The sequence below is a fragment of the Enterococcus sp. C102(2024) genome, from assembly GCF_040888205.1.
Lineage (GTDB): Bacteria > Bacillota > Bacilli > Lactobacillales > Enterococcaceae > Enterococcus > Enterococcus faecalis.
Map to the genome: position 1 here is coordinate 676515 of NZ_JBFOHH010000001.1, position 17138 is coordinate 693652.

Annotated in this window: 16 protein-coding genes; 3 read left to right on the plus strand and 13 right to left on the minus strand. The window is 36.1% G+C overall.

Annotated features, from left to right (window positions below; genetic code table 11):
- Nucleotides 1-4: 4 nt before the first annotated feature.
- Nucleotides 5-1267, minus strand: coding sequence for a tyrosine--tRNA ligase (gene tyrS / locus AB3I34_RS03335; protein ID WP_002377261.1), 1263 nt, complete (start codon nucleotides 1265-1267; stop codon nucleotides 5-7).
- 184 nt (nucleotides 1268-1451) lie between these two features.
- On the opposite strand from tyrS, the gene AB3I34_RS03340 reads away from it, so the two are divergent.
- Complete coding sequence (locus AB3I34_RS03340; RefSeq protein ID WP_025189387.1) at nucleotides 1452-3848, plus strand: transglycosylase domain-containing protein; 2397 nt, start codon at nucleotides 1452-1454, stop codon at nucleotides 3846-3848.
- A 185-nt stretch (nucleotides 3849-4033) separates the two neighbouring features.
- Here the strand turns inward: AB3I34_RS03340 and AB3I34_RS03345 are convergent, their stop codons facing one another.
- The 3 genes from AB3I34_RS03345 to ccpA all read right to left on the minus strand — a co-directional run bounded on the left by AB3I34_RS03345 (nucleotide 4034) and on the right by ccpA (nucleotide 7030).
- On the minus strand, nucleotides 4034-5134 hold the full coding sequence (locus AB3I34_RS03345; RefSeq protein ID WP_010712519.1) for an ABC transporter permease: 1101 nt from the start codon (nucleotides 5132-5134) through the stop codon (nucleotides 4034-4036).
- Nucleotides 5127-5819, minus strand: coding sequence for an ATP-binding cassette domain-containing protein (locus AB3I34_RS03350; protein WP_002420131.1), 693 nt, complete (start codon nucleotides 5817-5819; stop codon nucleotides 5127-5129). Before AB3I34_RS03350 ends, AB3I34_RS03345 begins: the two co-directional genes overlap by 8 nt.
- Nucleotides 5820-6028: 209 nt before the next feature.
- Nucleotides 6029-7030 (minus strand): catabolite control protein A, encoded by a 1002-nt coding sequence (ccpA, locus tag AB3I34_RS03355; RefSeq protein ID WP_002357319.1) that lies wholly within the window; start codon nucleotides 7028-7030, stop codon nucleotides 6029-6031.
- Nucleotides 7031-7244: 214 nt separating this feature from the next.
- On the opposite strand from ccpA, the gene AB3I34_RS03360 reads away from it, so the two are divergent.
- Nucleotides 7245-8348, plus strand: coding sequence for an aminopeptidase P family protein (locus AB3I34_RS03360; RefSeq protein ID WP_002408910.1), 1104 nt, complete (start codon nucleotides 7245-7247; stop codon nucleotides 8346-8348).
- Nucleotides 8349-8468: 120 nt separating this feature from the next.
- Here AB3I34_RS03360 and AB3I34_RS03365 read toward each other — a convergent pair whose 3' ends face one another.
- From AB3I34_RS03365 to hprK, 6 genes are all read right to left on the minus strand, one after another.
- The gene (locus tag AB3I34_RS03365; RefSeq protein WP_010712520.1) at nucleotides 8469-9056 is read right to left on the minus strand and encodes a YtxH domain-containing protein; all 588 of its coding nucleotides are present in this window, start codon (nucleotides 9054-9056) and stop codon (nucleotides 8469-8471) included.
- Nucleotides 9057-9071: 15 nt separating this feature from the next.
- Nucleotides 9072-9503, minus strand: coding sequence for a DUF948 domain-containing protein (locus AB3I34_RS03370; protein WP_002357316.1), 432 nt, complete (start codon nucleotides 9501-9503; stop codon nucleotides 9072-9074).
- Nucleotides 9504-9680: 177 nt separating this feature from the next.
- Nucleotides 9681-10577 carry a UTP--glucose-1-phosphate uridylyltransferase GalU gene (galU, locus tag AB3I34_RS03375; protein WP_002357314.1) on the minus strand — a complete coding sequence of 299 codons (897 nt, stop codon included), beginning with the start codon at nucleotides 10575-10577 and terminating at the stop codon, nucleotides 9681-9683.
- An 11-nt stretch (nucleotides 10578-10588) separates the two neighbouring features.
- Nucleotides 10589-11611 (minus strand): NAD(P)H-dependent glycerol-3-phosphate dehydrogenase, encoded by a 1023-nt coding sequence (locus tag AB3I34_RS03380; RefSeq protein ID WP_002357312.1) that lies wholly within the window; start codon nucleotides 11609-11611, stop codon nucleotides 10589-10591.
- Nucleotides 11612-11679: 68 nt separating this feature from the next.
- Nucleotides 11680-12513 carry a prolipoprotein diacylglyceryl transferase gene (lgt, locus tag AB3I34_RS03385; RefSeq protein WP_002381830.1) on the minus strand — a complete coding sequence of 278 codons (834 nt, stop codon included), beginning with the start codon at nucleotides 12511-12513 and terminating at the stop codon, nucleotides 11680-11682.
- Between the two features lie 17 nt (nucleotides 12514-12530).
- Nucleotides 12531-13466 carry an HPr(Ser) kinase/phosphatase gene (gene hprK / locus AB3I34_RS03390; protein ID WP_002357309.1) on the minus strand — a complete coding sequence of 312 codons (936 nt, stop codon included), beginning with the start codon at nucleotides 13464-13466 and terminating at the stop codon, nucleotides 12531-12533.
- Nucleotides 13467-13675: 209 nt separating this feature from the next.
- Here hprK and AB3I34_RS03395 point away from each other — a divergent pair, with 209 nt between their 5' ends.
- Nucleotides 13676-14638, plus strand: a complete 963-nt coding sequence (locus AB3I34_RS03395; protein ID WP_002365747.1) for a GIY-YIG nuclease family protein — start codon at nucleotides 13676-13678, stop codon at nucleotides 14636-14638.
- Between the two features lie 34 nt (nucleotides 14639-14672).
- Here AB3I34_RS03395 and AB3I34_RS03400 read toward each other — a convergent pair whose 3' ends face one another.
- The 3 genes from AB3I34_RS03400 to liaX all read right to left on the minus strand — a co-directional run bounded on the left by AB3I34_RS03400 (nucleotide 14673) and on the right by liaX (nucleotide 17028).
- The gene (locus AB3I34_RS03400) at nucleotides 14673-15029 is read right to left on the minus strand and encodes a phage holin family protein (RefSeq protein WP_002357307.1); all 357 of its coding nucleotides are present in this window, start codon (nucleotides 15027-15029) and stop codon (nucleotides 14673-14675) included.
- Complete coding sequence (locus tag AB3I34_RS03405) at nucleotides 15029-15352, minus strand: PspC domain-containing protein (RefSeq protein ID WP_002357306.1); 324 nt, start codon at nucleotides 15350-15352, stop codon at nucleotides 15029-15031. The genes AB3I34_RS03400 and AB3I34_RS03405 overlap by 1 nt, the downstream gene beginning before the upstream one ends.
- A gap of 74 nt (nucleotides 15353-15426) precedes the next feature.
- Complete coding sequence (liaX, locus tag AB3I34_RS03410) at nucleotides 15427-17028, minus strand: daptomycin-sensing surface protein LiaX (protein WP_010712521.1); 1602 nt, start codon at nucleotides 17026-17028, stop codon at nucleotides 15427-15429.
- Nucleotides 17029-17138 lie beyond the last annotated feature (110 nt).

The following is a 17138-nucleotide window of genomic DNA, read 5'->3' on the forward strand; positions in this document are numbered from 1 at the left end:
TTTTTTAGTATTTTAACAAGAAATATTTTTTCTTCCCGCGACGAATCACAGTAAATTGTCCTTCGATTTTATCAGTTTCTGTCAATTCAGCTGCTAAATCTTGTTTACGTTCTCCATTGACGTAAATCGCTCCATTTTGAACATCTTCACGGGCTTGACGTTTGGATGGTTCTATTTTTGAGGTAACTAATAAGTCGACTAAACTTAATTGATCCTCTGGTTGCACCTCGTACGTTGGTACATCTTTAAAGCCTTGTTTAATTTCTTCTGCTGTTAAGCTTTGGATATCCCCGCTGAACAACGCTTCTGAAATTTTAACCGCTTGATGATAGGCTGCTTCACCGTGGACTAAAGTAGTCACTTCTTTGGCTAACGCTTTTTGCGCAGCACGTTGACCTGGGTTCGCTGTAAATTCTTCTTCAATTGTTGCAATTTCATCCAATGTTAAGAAAGTAAAGTATTTCAAGAATTTCACGACATCACGATCATCTGTGTTAATCCAGAATTGATAAAATTCATATGGCGAAGTTTTTTCCGCATCTAGCCAAACTGCGTTTCCTTCTGTTTTACCAAATTTGGTACCATCTGCTTTTGTAATTAAAGGCATGGTTAAGCCGAATCCTTGAACTTCTTGTTCTCGGCGTAATAATTCAATCCCTGAAGTAATGTTCCCCCATTGATCACTGCCGCCTAATTGCAATAAACAGCCTTCTGTTTCGTACAATTTCAAGAAATCATACGCTTGTAATAATTGATACGCAAATTCAGTATAAGAAATTCCTGTTTCGATTCGGCGTTTCACGCTTTCTTTACTCATCATATAGTTAATTGTAAAGTTTTTTCCAACATCACGTAAGAAATCAATTAATGAAAGCTCTCCAAGCCAATCATAGTTATTTGCTAGAATCGCTGGATTTTTTTCATCTTCAAAATCGATAAAACGTGACAACTGGCCCTTAATACTTTCAGACCAAGCTTTCACTGTATCAAGTGTGTTTAAACTACGTTCTGCATCTTTGAATGATGGATCACCAATCATGCCTGTTCCGCCACCAACTAAAGCAATGGGCACATGACCATTTTGTTGGAAACGACGTAACATGAGAATTGGCAGTAGATGCCCGATGTGTAAACTGTCTGCCGTTGGATCAAAGCCGATATATAATTTAACAGATTCTTCATTTAATTGTTTTTGTAAGGCTTCTTCATCTGTGACTTGGTAGACCAACCCACGGGCTTTTAATTCTTCAAAAAAAGCTGAATTCATGATTTTCCTCCTATAGTAAAACATAATAATAGATCAAATTCCCCTATTCATAGTAACCGATTCTGTCACACTTGAAAAGTCAAAAAATGAGATTTACCTATTTTCTCTTAAGTTTTTTCAACAAAAAATGGCAATTGGTGTAGAAACTATTCATAGAAGCTTTTTTTTGCTATAATAACACAGAATGTATCATTTTATTGAGGTGAAGCTTTTGAAAAATAATTCAAGTAACAATAAGCAAAAACCAACGACCTCTTCTGGCGGCAATGTCTTTTTACTTATTTTAAATGTCATTATTCGCGTTTTTCAGTCATTAGTGGTTTTTGGGGTTATTCTGATTGTCTTAGGTGGCTCTCTTGGCTTAGGTATCGGAATGGGCTATTTTGCTTTTCTAGTTGAAGATACACAGCCCCCAACGAAGGAAGAATTGCAAAAAGAAATCAGTGATATTACCGAAGTGTCAAAAATGACTTACGCAGACGGTACCCCGATTGCTAACATCAAATCAGATTTAATTCGGACACGAATTAATGGCGATCAAATGTCTCCATTGCTAAAAAAAGCCATTATTTCAACAGAAGATGAATATTTTGAAGAACATCATGGGGTAGTACCAAAAGCGCTAGTTCGAGCGTTGATTTCTGATGCGACAGGTATCGGCGGTTCTTCTGGTGGTTCAACATTGACTCAGCAATTAGTCAAGCAACAGATTTTAACTGATGAAACGACCTTTAAACGGAAAGCCAACGAAATTTTATTAGCTTTACGTATTGAAAAATACTTTTCTAAGGACGAAATCGTGACAACTTATCTAAATGTCTCCCCTTTTGGTCGTAATAACAAAGGTGAAAATATTGCAGGCGTGGAAGAAGCAGCCAAAGGACTCTTTGGTAAAAGTGCCAAGGACTTGAATCTTCCTCAAGCGGCCTTTATCGCAGGACTTCCCCAAAGTCCCATTGTTTACACGCCCTATACTAACACTGGTGCCTTGAAAGACGATTTGTCTTTAGGAATGAAGAGAAAAGATTTTGTTCTTTTCAGTATGTACCGAGAAAAAGCTATTTCGCAAAAGGAATATGAAGAAGCCAAAGCTTACGACTTGAAAAAAGACTTTTTACCAACTGAACAGGCCAATGTCAATACAGAAGGCTATCTATACTATACGGTGTTAGATAAAGCAGTTGAGATTGTCATGGATTTAGATATGAAAAAAGCTAAAGTTAATCGTGATGATTTAGATCAAGTTGGTTTAGATCAATATGAAGAACAAGCACGTCGCGAAATCCAGTCGCAAGGCTATACAATCCAATCGACCATTGATCAGAATATTTACAACACGATGCAAACCGCTGTCGCAAATTATGGTTATTTGCTTGATGATGGAACTGCAGATGTCAATGGGAATACAATGATTGAAACTGGGAATATTTTAATGGATAACGCTACTGGTCGTATCCTCGGTTTTATCGGCGGCAGAAACTTCGATATTAATCAAAACAACCATGCCTTTAATGCCGATCGTCAAGTTGGTTCTACGATTAAACCAATTTCTGTCTATGGTCCTGCAATTGATCAAGGACTCATTGGTTCTGAAAGTCGTCTGGCCAACTACCCAACGACTTATGCTGATGGTACAGAATTTGTTAATTCCACAAATGTGGATTTAAATCAATTCGTGACTGTTCGGAATGCCTTGAATTGGTCTTTCAATATACCTGTCGTTCATGTTAATAATGAGCTAAGGAAAAAAATGGGTGATGATAATTTCTCTTACAATCACTACTTAAGTAAAATGAACTATCCAGCTTCAGATGCTTGGGCTTATGAATCTGCGCCATTGGGTTCAGTAGAAACAAATGTTGTAACACAAACAAACGGCTTCCAAGCGCTTGCTAACAAAGGTAAATATCAAAAAGCCTACATGATTGAAAAAATCACAGACAATAGCGGACATGTGGTCTACGAACACAAAGATGAAGGAGCGCAAGTTTATTCACCGGCGACCGCTTCTATTATGAATGACTTGTTGCGCTCAGTGGTGGATTCTGCGAATACGACAAAATTCAAACCAACATTAGCTGGCTTGAATCCTCATTTAGCCAGTGCTGATTGGGTTGGAAAAACTGGGACAACTAATGACTATAAAGATTCATGGCTGATTGTCTCTACCCCGACTGTGACACTAAGTTCTTGGTCAGGACATGATCTACCAGCGCCAATGACGACGACCAGCGGCGACAATAACGGGAATTATATGGCGAACTTAGCTAATGCGCTGTACTATGCGAATCCAGAATTGTTTGGCATTGGTCAAAAATTTGAATTAGATCCAAGTGTCATTAAATCAAAAGTTTCTGAATTTACAGGTGAAAAGCCTGGCTCAATTACCTATAATGGTGCCAAGTTCAATACACCTGGCAAAACAACGACTTCATACTATGCCAAAGATGGTGCACCACAAAGTACCTATAAATTTGGGATCGGTGGAACAGACAGCAATTACGCTTCTTACTGGGGAAATCTTGCTCCACGTGCCACTACAAATAATAACAACAACAATAACAATAAAAAGAACAACTAAAGAATTTGGTAAGTTAAGCTTGCAACCAAAATTATGTAAAAAAGTAGAGACGTAATTCATCAATTGATGGATTACGTCTCTACTTTTATTGTTTCTCTTATTCTTTACCATCGATACTAGCTCGAGCTATTCAAAAATAGCTCCTACATTTAATGAAATAATATGCAGCAATCAACCTATTTTAACTAAAATAATCCCTTTCTGTTTCTCAAAACAATAGCAGATACTATTAAACTTATTAATACATAGACAACTATCATCTTTAAAGAAAAATCAAATGTGAGACTTATCTCATCCATCGGCTCATACCCATTTCCTCCATTAATAATTTTGGGAAAATTCATATAAGATGTAAAGAAAAATTTATTGGAAATCATGCTAACTCCTGAAGATAATATCACACCAACAATTAGCAAGCTATGAACAATCAAATTTCCAGTAAATAGTGAAAGCAAGAAACTGAATACTGTCAATGCTAATAACAGCATACCAAACATAATTAGGCTTCTCGACAAATAGTTAGAAAGAGAAATGATTGTAACACTTTGTCCCTTTTCAATAATCGCGACTGGATAATCAGGGTTTCCCAGACCATTTTTGAAAAATGCACTGATTACAGAAAGAAAGATTGACAGATAAGAAACCAATCCGACTGTAAACAAAATACTACTTATTTTAATAGAATATTTTTTCCATAGTTTTAAGGGAAGGCCATTCCATAAAGAAACAGTATTTTTTCTTTTTTCTAAAGTTGCGAGCGCTATAATCATTAAACTAGGGATAATTAATAATAATGTATATGAAAAATCCATCGATAAAAGAAAACCTAGGTAATTCAAAGCAGGCATTTTAGCAACTTCAGAAGAATCCACTTGTTTGATCCTGTTTTCAGATAAATATTGCAATTCTTTGACTCTTTTTTGTTGCTCAATAATTGGTATACTGTACAACGTTCCTTTTAACATTGCGTTTAAATTACTTTCTTCCAATTTTTTCTCAGCTTCTAATAAAGCCCATTCATCACCAATTTTGATGGCATTAATTGCTTTCCTTAATTGCTCACTTTCATCTTCTATCTCACTTAAAGTTTCTTTTGCTGCAGGCTCATTTTTCATTTTTTCTTTCGCTTGTTCGTTATTTTTGATTCGGTTTTCATATTGCATTTCTTTAAAAGAAAGTTGTTGGGGTTGAGCTAGCAACGGATAAATTAACATTAAAATAAAGGCTACAAACACAAACCACAGACTCTTCTCTTTCAATATTTTTATCGTTTCTATCTTAAGCATTTCTCTCTTCTCCTCTTAAATATAAGTTATCATATTGTTCACGTAAAGAAAGGTTACGTTGATCGTTCTCAACCAGCTTTTTATTTTTCATAAATAAAATACGTGTACATGTGTGTTCAACATTATACAAATCATGAGAAGATAAAATAACTATTTTATCTTTAGAAACTATTTCTTTTAAGCACATTATGAATAAACTAACACTAGTAGGATCCAAGCCATTAAAAGGTTCGTCTAACAAAAGTATTGTTGCATCACTTGCTAGGTACATCGCTAATAATACATGTTGTTTCATTCCGAGAGATAATTTTTTTATTGTTCTATTTTGGTATTCTTTCATCTTTAATTGTTCAAAAATATGCTCTATATCGCTATTACTTTTCCAAGCGGCTTTAATATATTCAAGATGTTCTTTCGGCGTCAAATAATCATATAAATTTTTACTACTTTCAAGAAAAAATAGTTCTTTTAAATACGTTGCACCTCTACTATTGTAATCAATCTTATTTAAACTAATATTTCCATTTTTTCTAGGGATTAAACCAGATATAGCTTTAAAAAACGTGGTTTTTCCAGTTCCATTAGGAGCAACTAAGCCAATTATTTCACCAAATTCAGCTTGCATAGATAAATTTTCTATAATTGTTCTATTACCATACTCGACAGTTAATTCTTTTACCTTCACAAAAACACCTCTTTTTTTAATCTAAAGATACCATGCGCAATGTTTTACCGACCTGTTTTCTAATCAATTTAATCTTATTTTAATTTTTAACCTTACTGTATATTAATAGCAGAATGCAAAGAAGTAATTCATTATCAAATAAAGCACAAGAAGAAATCATGAAAATGATTTCTTCTTGTGCTTTTTTGCATTTCTAATAGAATTTTCTCTTATTTTGTTGAGCCTTTTTGATCAATTCCATAAGGTAAAACAACTGTTTTTTCTTCAATTTCTTCTTTGTTCATTAGTTTTGTTAATAAGCGCATTGACACGGCACCGATATCATATAAAGGTTGTGTAATACTTGATAGACGTGGACGAGAGACTTCTGTAAGCAATGAGTTATTGCTTGTAATGATTTCAAATTCTTCTGGAACTTTCACACCAGCATCTAGCATCCCATCTAATAAACCAATCGCTAGCTCATCGTCTGTAACAAAGGCAGCAGTTGCCCCACTATTACGGACACGCTCAGCCAAATTAATGCCTGCTTTAAATTTATATTCAGATTCAAAAACTAAGCCTTCATTATAAGATAAGCCATTTTCCGCTAAAGCTTCTTTGTAGCCTTTCATTCGGTTTTGACCATTAATTGGATCGATTAATGCACCACTAACAAAAGCAATTTTTTTGTTCCCATTTTTCGCTAAAGTCGCTGTTGCATCTTTCGTTGCTTCTGTGTAATCAATATTAACGCTACCAACTTGTTCGTCTGGATCAATTGAACCTGCTAAGACAACAGGTGTTTTTGAACGTGAAAATTCACCACGAATATCATCTGTAATGCGATGACCCATAAAGATAATCCCATCTACTTGCTTGGCAAGTAAATTGTTTAATACAGTAACTTCTTTTTGATCGTCTCCATCTGAATTAGCTAAAATGATATTATATTTATACATTGTAGCCACGTCGTCAATGCCACGTGCTAATGAAGCAAAAAATGCATTACTAACATCTGGAATAATGACACCCACTGTTGTCGTTTTTTTACTTGCTAAACCACGTGCGACTGCGTTAGGACGGTAATCTAAACGATCAATCACTTCTAAGACTTTTTTACGCGTTGCTGGTTTTACATTGGGATTACCATTGACAACACGAGAAACAGTAGCCATAGATACATTTGCCTCTCTAGCAACATCATAAATTGTAATTGTTTGTTTTTCCATGTTTCTTCTCCTATAAATATGAATTTGTTCTCATTTTCTGAAAACACTGTTTACATTTCTTTCCTAGCCTAGAATATCAAAATTCTTCTATTTTTGCAACCGTTTTATCGTTTTTTCATGAAAATTTACTTTCCATTTCAAAAGGAACTTTTTGTCATTTCATGTTATGATAGTACTGTGATTCACTTCAGAATAAAAGAAAGAAGGATGTTTTATGAATCAAGAAAAAATTGCCGATTTAAAAAATTGGATGCACCAAGAAAAGATTGACTTCACTTATATTAGTGATCCTGGTCATATCGCTTACTTTTCCGGTTACGAAAGCGAACCTCATGAACGCGTGTTAGCTTTGTTTATCGCTGCGGACGATCAATCATTTTTATTTACACCTGCATTAGAAGTCGAAGATGCCGAAAATAGTAGTTGGACTTATCCCGTTTATGGTTATTTAGATAGCGAAAATCCTTGGGAAAAAATTGCGGCTTTATTAAATAAACGAACACAAGGCACACCACGCTTTGCTTTAGAAAAACAAGCTCTTTCTTTAGCTCGTTTTGATCAATTGAAAACCTATTTCCCAGCTAGCGATTTTTCGCATGATGTTACGCCTTTAATTGAAAAACTTCAATTAATTAAAACAGAACCTGAAATTCAACGTTTACTAGAAGCTGGTAGTTGGGCGGATGTCGCTTTTGAGATTGGCTTCAAAGCAATTCAAGCAGGCGTTGCGGAACAAGAAATTGTTGCAGAAATCGAGTATCAATTAAAACGTCAAGGTATTCGCTCGATGAGTTTTGATACGTTAGTCTTAACAGGAAAAAACGGAGCTAGTCCTCACGGGGTACCTGGCGAAACAAAAATTGAGCCCCATGACTTAGTGCTATTTGATTTAGGTGTCGTTCATAATGGCTATTGTAGTGATGCCACACGAACAGTCAGCTACTTGGAACCTTCTGATTTCCAAAAAGAAATTTATGGAATTGTCTTAGAAGCACAATTAGCAGCAACTGAAGCGGTGAAACCTGGTGTTACAGCAGGCGAATTAGATGATATTGCTCGAGGTGTAATCACAAAAGCTGGTTATGGTGAATACTTTAACCATCGCTTAGGCCATGGCATTGGAACCACTGTCCATGAATACCCATCGCTGGTTCATGGCAATGATTTAGTCATTGAAGAAGGTATGTGTTTCTCTATTGAGCCCGGTATTTACATTCCTGGAAAAGTAGGCGTTCGTATTGAAGATTGTTTACACGTAACGAAAACAGGCTCCGAACCATTCACTAAGACAACCAAAGAATTGCAAATTATTCAATAGCATAAAAATAAAATGAGGCCATCAGTCAACCGAACTGATGGCCTCATTTCTAAATTTTAAGGTAAGCCGCTGAACAAAAGCAACACGATCCGTTGCTAACTTTCATAAGCTAAACGCTTGTTACCCTTTAAATTCTTTTTTTACGTCTTTCGCTGCATCTTTAACATCTTCTTTTGCTTCTGCAGCTTTTTCAGGAACATCTTTGGTGGTTTCTTTTGCTTCATCGACACCAGCAGAAACAGTTTCTTTGGCTGCTGCCGCAGAATCTTTAACGTCAATATAGATATCTTCTGCTGCATCTTCAGCAATTTCACCTAGATCTTCCGCGTGATTTTGAGCATCGTCAGCTGCTTTTTTAAATTGATCAGATAAATCACCTGTTTGTTTTTTAAAGTTATCAAGCATGTCGCCAGAAACACCTTGTGCTTTATCCAATGAATCTTTTGTTTTTTCTTTGACAGAACCTGCCAAATCAGAGGCTTGATCTGATAAAACGCCGGCTTTTTGTTTTGCGATTTCTGTTAATTCTGTTCCTTTTTGAACAGCATAATCTGTGTAATCTTGCGCTTTGTTTTTTAAATCATCTGTTTGATTTGATAAATCATCACGTAATTCTTTACCTGATTTTGGTGCAAGTAATAATGCGGCAACGGCTGCTGCTGTTCCACCAATTACTGCTCCTAAGAAAAATCCGCCTTTTTTAGCCATAAAAATCTCCTCCAATTAGTTATTTGTTTTTTTATTTTTTGAACGCATTGCTCTAAAAGCAGAACCGCCTACTTTACTCACTAAACCAGCTTTCGCTGTGCCTTTCCCTACGGTTCCTACCTTCGTAATCAAATGTTTACTTGAGGTGTTCAATTCAGAGACACTTTCGCTTAAATCAGCAACGGCCGTAAACAACGGATCAATCGTTGCCACTTTTTGATTCACATCTGTTAATAGTTCATTACTTTTAACAAGCAAGCCTTCCACTTGGCGACTCAATACATTCACATCGCTAGTCACGACTTTGATTGTTGTATTTGTTTCATCAATTGTATCTTCAATTTTTGAAACAACTTGAGAAACTTTATATAACACAAGTACTAAAAAGATGACTAAAACAACAAATGCTACCGCTGCAATTAAGGCAGCAATTTCCCCACCTGACATATCATTACTCCCCTCTGAAATTTTATTTATAATCTTAGGATAACACCAACTTATATTTTTCACAACTCATAAAGCTAAGAATGACAATTTATTTTATAAAATTCTCATGCCCTTTTCTTTAAGAAAATAAGCGTAAAATTTCCTTCTAACGAATTGAAATTTTACGCTTATTTTTATTTATTTTTCTTTTGGTTGCTCTTTTTTCGCTAACTGAGCACCTAAATTAATAATGTATTCTCGTAAATTATCTTTTACTTCTGGATGAGTCAAACCATATTCAATGCTTGTTTTCATAAACCCAAATTTATCGCCAACGTCGTAACGTTCTCCTTTAAACTCACGAGCAAAAACGCGTTGTGTTTTATTTAAAGTGTCAATCGCATCTGTTAACTGAATTTCGTTACCAGCTCCTGGCTTTTGATTTTCAAGTACATCAAAAATTTCAGGGGTTAATAAATAACGGCCGATAATCGCTAAATCACTTGGTGCTTCCTCGGGTTTTGGTTTTTCAACAAAGTTCTCGACATTGTATAGTCCTTTTTCGATTTCTTTTTCTGGGTTGATAATACCATATTTTGAAGTATCTTCGTGGGGTACTTTCATTACCGCAATTGTCGAAGCATGTGTTTGTTCGTAATCATCCATTAATTGTTTCGTTAATGGCACTTTATCTTCCATTAAATCGTCGCCTAACATCACGACAAAAGGTTCATTGCCAACAAATGCTTTCGCTTGTAAAACAGCGTGTCCTAAGCCTTTCGGATGGGATTGACGAATAAAATGTAAATTAACATCCGTTGTTTCTTCGACTAATTTCAATAAATCGGTTTTATTTTTTTCTTTTAAATTATTTTCTAATTCAACATTTGAATCAAAATGATCTTCAATCGGACGTTTGGCTTTGCCTGTCACAATTAAAATATCTTCGATTCCTGAAGCTAGTGCTTCTTCTACAATAAATTGAATCGTTGGTTTATCAACAATCGGTAACATTTCTTTTGCCATCGCTTTGGTAGCCGGCAAGAAACGTGTTCCTAACCCAGCTGCTGGAATAACTGCCTTTTTAACTTTCATCTTTTTTCCTCCTAAAAATCAAGTGTAAATTCGTTTTCGGTTTTGCCATCGCGCAACATGATTTCTTTTGCTGCTTGTTGTACATCTTCGTCATTGTACAAGACATTGTAGATGGTTTCTGTGATTGGCATTTCGACTTCTAATTGTTGTGCCAATTCATAGGCTGCTTTAGTTGTTGAAACACCTTCCACAATCATGCCCATGTTTTCTAAGACTTCATCTAACTTATGGCCTTTTCCTAATAAATTACCTGCACGCCAATTTCGAGAATGGACACTTGTACAAGTAACAATTAAATCCCCAACACCACTTAAACCAATAAATGTTAATGGGTTTGCTCCCATCGCAACCCCTAAACGACTAATTTCTGCTAAACCACGAGTCATAATTGCCGCTTTGGCATTATCACCAAAGCCTAAGCCATGAATCGCTCCGGCGCCCAAAGCAATAATATTTTTTAAGGCCGCCCCTGTTTCTACACCAATCACATCATCATTCGTATAAATTCTAAAGTAATCATTCATAAACAACTCTTGCACATACACAGCGTCTGCTAAATTTTCGCTTGCTGCTGTAATGGTTGTGATGTCATGAACAGCGACTTCTTCTGCATGGCTTGGACCAGATAAAACCACAATCCCTTGCCGTTTTTCTGCTGGAATCTCTTCCGCTATCACTTCTGAAATCCGCTTATGTGTACCTTGTTCGAGCCCTTTACTTGCATGAATAATAATTGGTTTTGTTTTTAAATGTTGGGCCACTTCTTGTGCTACTGAACGAATGGCTTTAGTTGGTACCACAAACAGTACCGCATCAACATCTACTAAAGCAGTGGCTAAATCAGTGGTTGCCTGAATTGAAGTAGGTAAGATTAATTCTGGTAAATAATGTTTGTTGGTATGTTTTGTATTTATTTCATCGATTTGCTCTGGTTTATTTCCCCAAATACAGACCTCGTGTCCATTTTCGGCTAATACTTGAGCTAAAGCTGTCCCCCAGGAACCTGGACCTAAAACAGCGACTTTTTGTTTCATCGGTGAAACTCTCCTTTCGCTAAACAACGTTACTTCTCTATTCTACCATATTCTTCGATCAAGTTGGATTAAGAAGTTGTTATTTTTTTCTTTTGTTTCTCCCGATTGTAAAACTTCAAATTGGGATTCCTTCTACGAACAATCACAATAACAATTGCTGCCACGAACATCACTAAAGACAACAATTGTGAGACACGAATATTACTAAACGCATACAAACTGTCCATCCGTAACCCTTCGATGAAGAAGCGGCCGAAAGAATACCATATTATATAACCTAAAAAGACTTCGCCTTCTTTTAAAAAGTGTGGCTTTTTGCGTAATAACACTAAAACGATAAAGCCTAAAACATTCCAGACAGATTCATATAAAAATGTTGGCTGATGATACGTTCCGTTGATATTCATGTTATCAATGATAAACGTTGGTAAATGGAGATTTTCTAAAAATTGTCTGGTGGTCGCTGGCCCATAGGCTTCATGATTCATAAAGTTGCCCCAGCGACCAATTGCTTGCGCTAAAATCACACTTGGTGCGGCAATATCTAAAAAAGTCCATGTAGAAATGAAACGATGACGCGTAAAGAAAAACAGCGCCAGTCCCCCACCAATAAGACCACCATAAATCGCTAAGCCACCATTTCGAGTAAAGAAAATTTCAATCGGATTGTCTACGTAATCCTGCCATTGAAAAGCGACGTAATACAAGCGCGCGCCAACAATTGCTGCTGGTAATCCCCAGAGCATAAAGTCAAAGACATCATCTTCTTTTAAACCAACACGAACGGCTTCACGACTACTTAGCCAAACAGCTAAAGCAATCCCTGAAACAATAATAATTGCATACCAATAGACGGGAATACCGAAAAGGCGAAATGCAATTGAATTTACTTGAGCTAACATCATCACATCTTCTCCTTCTATTCTCCTGAATTTTCTTCAATCAAACGGGTTAAGCGCTCTTCGAACGTTTTTGTTGCATCATAGCCCATTGTTTTCGCGCGGAAGTTCATTGCTGCCACTTCAATAATAATGGCCACATTTCGGCCAGTCTTAACAGGAATGCGAATCTGAGGGACATCAACGTTAGCTATTTCAACCATTGCATCATCACTACCAAGACGATCATATTTCTTGTCTTTTTCCCATGCCTCTAAATAAACGACCAATTGAACTTGCATAAAGCCACGGACCGCACTAGCTCCAAACAGGTTCATGACGTCAATAATTCCGATACCACGAATTTCAATTAAATGCTGCAAAATTTTTGGTGGCTCTCCAACCACGGTTAATTCATCTTGCTGATAAACATCGACACGATCGTCTGCGATTAGCCGATGTCCACGTTTAATAAGCTCTAAAGCTGTTTCACTTTTACCAATACCGCTATCTCCTTGAATCAAAACACCAAGTCCATAAACATCAACTAAAACCCCATGGACACTTGTCCGAACAGCTAAACGACCATCTAAATAACTGGATAGTTCCCCTAGTAAACGGGAAGTTGAAATCGGTGAACGTAATACAGAAACCCCATTTTCTTTTGCTGCTGTAATTAATTCTTCGGGGATTTCTAGTCCTCTGGATACTATAAAGGCTGGAGTATCTTTCGCACATAAACGGCGCATCACTAATAAACGCTCTTCAGGCATCATTCGTTCTGCAAAGGTAATTTCTTTGCTCCCAAATAATTGTAAACGGTCATGGGAATAATAATTAAAATACCCAGTTAATTCTAAACCTGGCCGGGAAATTTCACCAGTTTTAATTGTTCTATTTAAGCTTTCTTCATCTCCGTATACTACTTCTAAAGAAAGATTTTCTACCAGTTGATAAATCTTTACCACTTCTGTCATATCGAATGTCAGTCCTTTCTGCTACTTGTTATATTTTATCATTTAAAAATACAAGTTTCTAGCTATTCACTAGATAATTCCTAGAATTATCATATTTCAAAAAAATGAAACTATTTTTCAATGAAATTATCTATGCTATTTCTGTTACTTGACTATTTCAGAAAACTTTGTATACTTGAAGCCGATCCTTTTAAGAAAAGAGGAAACTTATGAAAGAATATTTAAAGGAAAAAGCCCATCAATTACCGTTAACGCCAGGTGTTTATTTAATGAAAGACGCAACCGACACAATTATTTATGTGGGTAAAGCCAAAAAATTAAAAAATCGCGTGTCAAGCTATTTTATTAATAGTAATCAACATTCTCGAAAGACGATGCGCTTAGTCAAACAAATTATAGACTTCGATGTTCTCCATACTGACACAGAATTGGATGCGCTCCTCCTAGAATGTCAACTGATTCAACAGTACCGGCCGCGCTATAATCGCCAAATGAATGCTTATGAACAATATTCTTATGTATCGGTAGCCGTTAATGAGCGGCAATTAGAGATTAAACTCTTAAATATTCCCACTAAAGAGAACTGTTTTGGTCCTTATTCGATTCGTCGAAAATTAAACCGTTTAAAAATAATTTTGGATAGTATCTACGATCTCGTCCCAACCAACTATTGGCATCAAACCTTTCAAAAAGAGAGTGCCATTCCGACTGAACTATTTCAACAAGAATTGTTCGACTTTTTCCATAATCAAGGACGAGAACCAATCAAACGAATTGCTCAACAAATGCAAGAAGCTGCTGAAAAACAAGCCTTCGAAAAAGCGGCAAAACTCAAAGAAGATTGGCTCTTTTTGACGCGCTTTGCAAACCAAAATCAACGAATTAGTCAAGCTAACCAACGAGATTGGCAACTGATGTGGTTACCTTGTCAGAAAAAAATCAAATACTATTTAATTTACCAAGGCTTGGTGGTAGCAACACGTGTTGTAACTAAACAAACGTTTCAAAAATATTCACCGCTTGAACTAGCAAAAAAAATCATGCCTAAAAAACCACCGAAAACAATTGAGCATTACTCGAAGCAACAAGTTGATTTTTTAAACATTTTATATGGCTATATCAGCCGCCATCCAGAATGTCACCTAGAAAATTTAACCATCGAAAAAGCCTGAAGAACGCATTTTATGCTACGTTCTTCAGGCTTTTTTATTCATATTTAGATAAATTGTGATCCGTAACGATCGTATTGACAATTGACATAATTACAGCCATTAGCACCGCTGCCCAAAAACTTGAGAAGCCAAAGTTCATTTCCCCCACAAAAAACGAGGTCATTTGTAAAATCGCTGCATTGACAACAAAGCTAAATAGACCAAACGTTAATAAAGTAAATGGGAGCGACAAGATTGTTAAGACTGGTTTCACCAACATATTTAAGATTGAGAGAACAAAGGCGGCAATAATTGCAGGCATTATGCCTCTCACATGAATCATGCCAGGAAAAACAACTGATAAAGAAATGAATGTCAGTGTATTAACAACCAATCGCTGAAAATATGTCATTAAAAGTCACTCCATTCGTCATCATCAATTTTTTCCGCTTCTTTACGTTGCTTTTTATTGGCAGCATAAGGATTTTCATTGCGAACATTTCTATTATAAGGATTTTGATGGCCGTAGCCGCGATCGCTTCCTGTTCTTCCAGAAGGGATCAAGACTGCTAAGGCAATGTATAAGAGAATGCCTGGAAATCCTGCTGAGAAAAAGCTGAGCAAGACATAAACGACACGAATAATTGTTGGGTCAATTCCTAGCCAATCAGCAATCCCAGCTAAGCTTCCTGTTAAAACCACGTTATTCGGAGATTTTGTTAGTTTTCTTTTCATATGTTTTCACCTCGTCTACTAAATTTTACACTAGAAAGGCTGATTCGTCAGCCCATCTAGCTTAAAATTATTAATTATTTATCCGTATCTTTTAGGAAAATACTTCCCGTTGTTGTAGAAGCATTAATTTGAGCCATTGATTCTTCCAGTACACGTCTAAAATGTAATTGTTGATTGCCGCGATCTTTCTTTTCACGAACAACTTCAATATCTGTTAAACGGCTGTTAATACTACCTAAATTAGTTTTCACTTGCCCTTCAACGCCTAAGTCATTTGGCAAGGCCAACTTGATATTCCCATTTGCAGAGCTTGCTTCAACACGGCGAAGCGTTTTTTCTTTAGCTGTAATGCGGATATCTCCATTAATCAGAGAAACACTTAGACTTTCTGGTGCCGCGGAAATAGACACATCACCATTGACTGTTTCAATAATGTTATCTAAAATCGTTCCTTCTAGGACTTTAATTTCACCATTCACGCCTTCAATTTCTAACATAGTTGCATCAATTTTTTTAAACGTAATCGTCCCATTCGTTGATTTTGTGTAAACATCTTTCGCTGTTAACTCTTCTACTAAGACATTTCCGTTTAATAATTTAACAGATACATGATCGTAAGTGCGTTTTGGTAAATAGAACGTTAAATCTGCTTTCACCCGTTTGTTTGGCACTTGGAAAGAAATTGTTTCATCATCCACATCAATGTCACTTCGTTCTAAGAAAGCTTCCATTGGTGAATCTCCTGCCATTTTACCATATAATTTGATTTTTGCTTCGACTTTCACATCTTCTTGATCCCAAGTTTTGAAAACCACGGTACCATTTGCTACCTTGACATCAATTAAACTTGCTTGTGGATTTGGATAATTAAACTCATGTTCAAACTTAGTTGTTGCCACACCAGGAACTTTCATTTTAATGTCTTTCCATTCCACATTATCATTCATGGTGTCACTGAAAGAATTAAATGTTTTTTTCAAGAATTCTCCCACTTGGCCGCCAACTTCGGCAACTTTGCCGCCGACTTGGTTAAAGGTGTCTGCGGCTTGATCTTTCCACTCTTCAGAGAATTGAGAAGAAACTTTTTCTTTTGTATCATTCCATTGACCTTTCCATTGTTCTTTGCGAATATTTTTTAGTTCTTCTTCCAGTGCTGTTTTTTCAGTACTTTGAGTCGCTAATTTTTCTTCTAATTGTGCAAGTAAAACGTGCAAGTCTTTTCGTTGAACTTGTTCATCTTCTGTTAATGCATCTAATTCTTCTTTTGTATCTAATGTTCCAATTTCTTCTGCGACTTCTTTAATTTCTTCTTTGATGCCGGCAATTTCTGCGTTGACTTCGTCCAATTCAGCCGAAGCACGATTGGCTTTTGTTGCTAACTCATCAAGAATTCTTTCTAAGTTTTCACGATCTTTTTCTGCACTGTCCTGTGTATTTTCTTCAAACGAATCAACAGTAGGTCCTTCTGATTCGCCTTTTTCTAATGCATCCATTAAATCTGCGACTTGATCTTCTTTATTTGTTGTTCCAATATTTTGTGTATCGACTTTTTCAGCAGCTTTTTCGATTTGTTTTTCATCTTTTTCAGTTGCCATATTTTCTAATAAAATTAACGCTTCTTCTGACGTTAGAATACCTTTTTTCACTAATTCTAATACGCGTTCTCTTTCTTTCATGGATATTGCCTCCTTAGCAAATTTTTCACTCAATAGTGTTTTCCTTACATGCATTATTATGCCTTGTTTTTGATCATTTGTCATAGGACTTAAGAACGATTTCTTCTCAT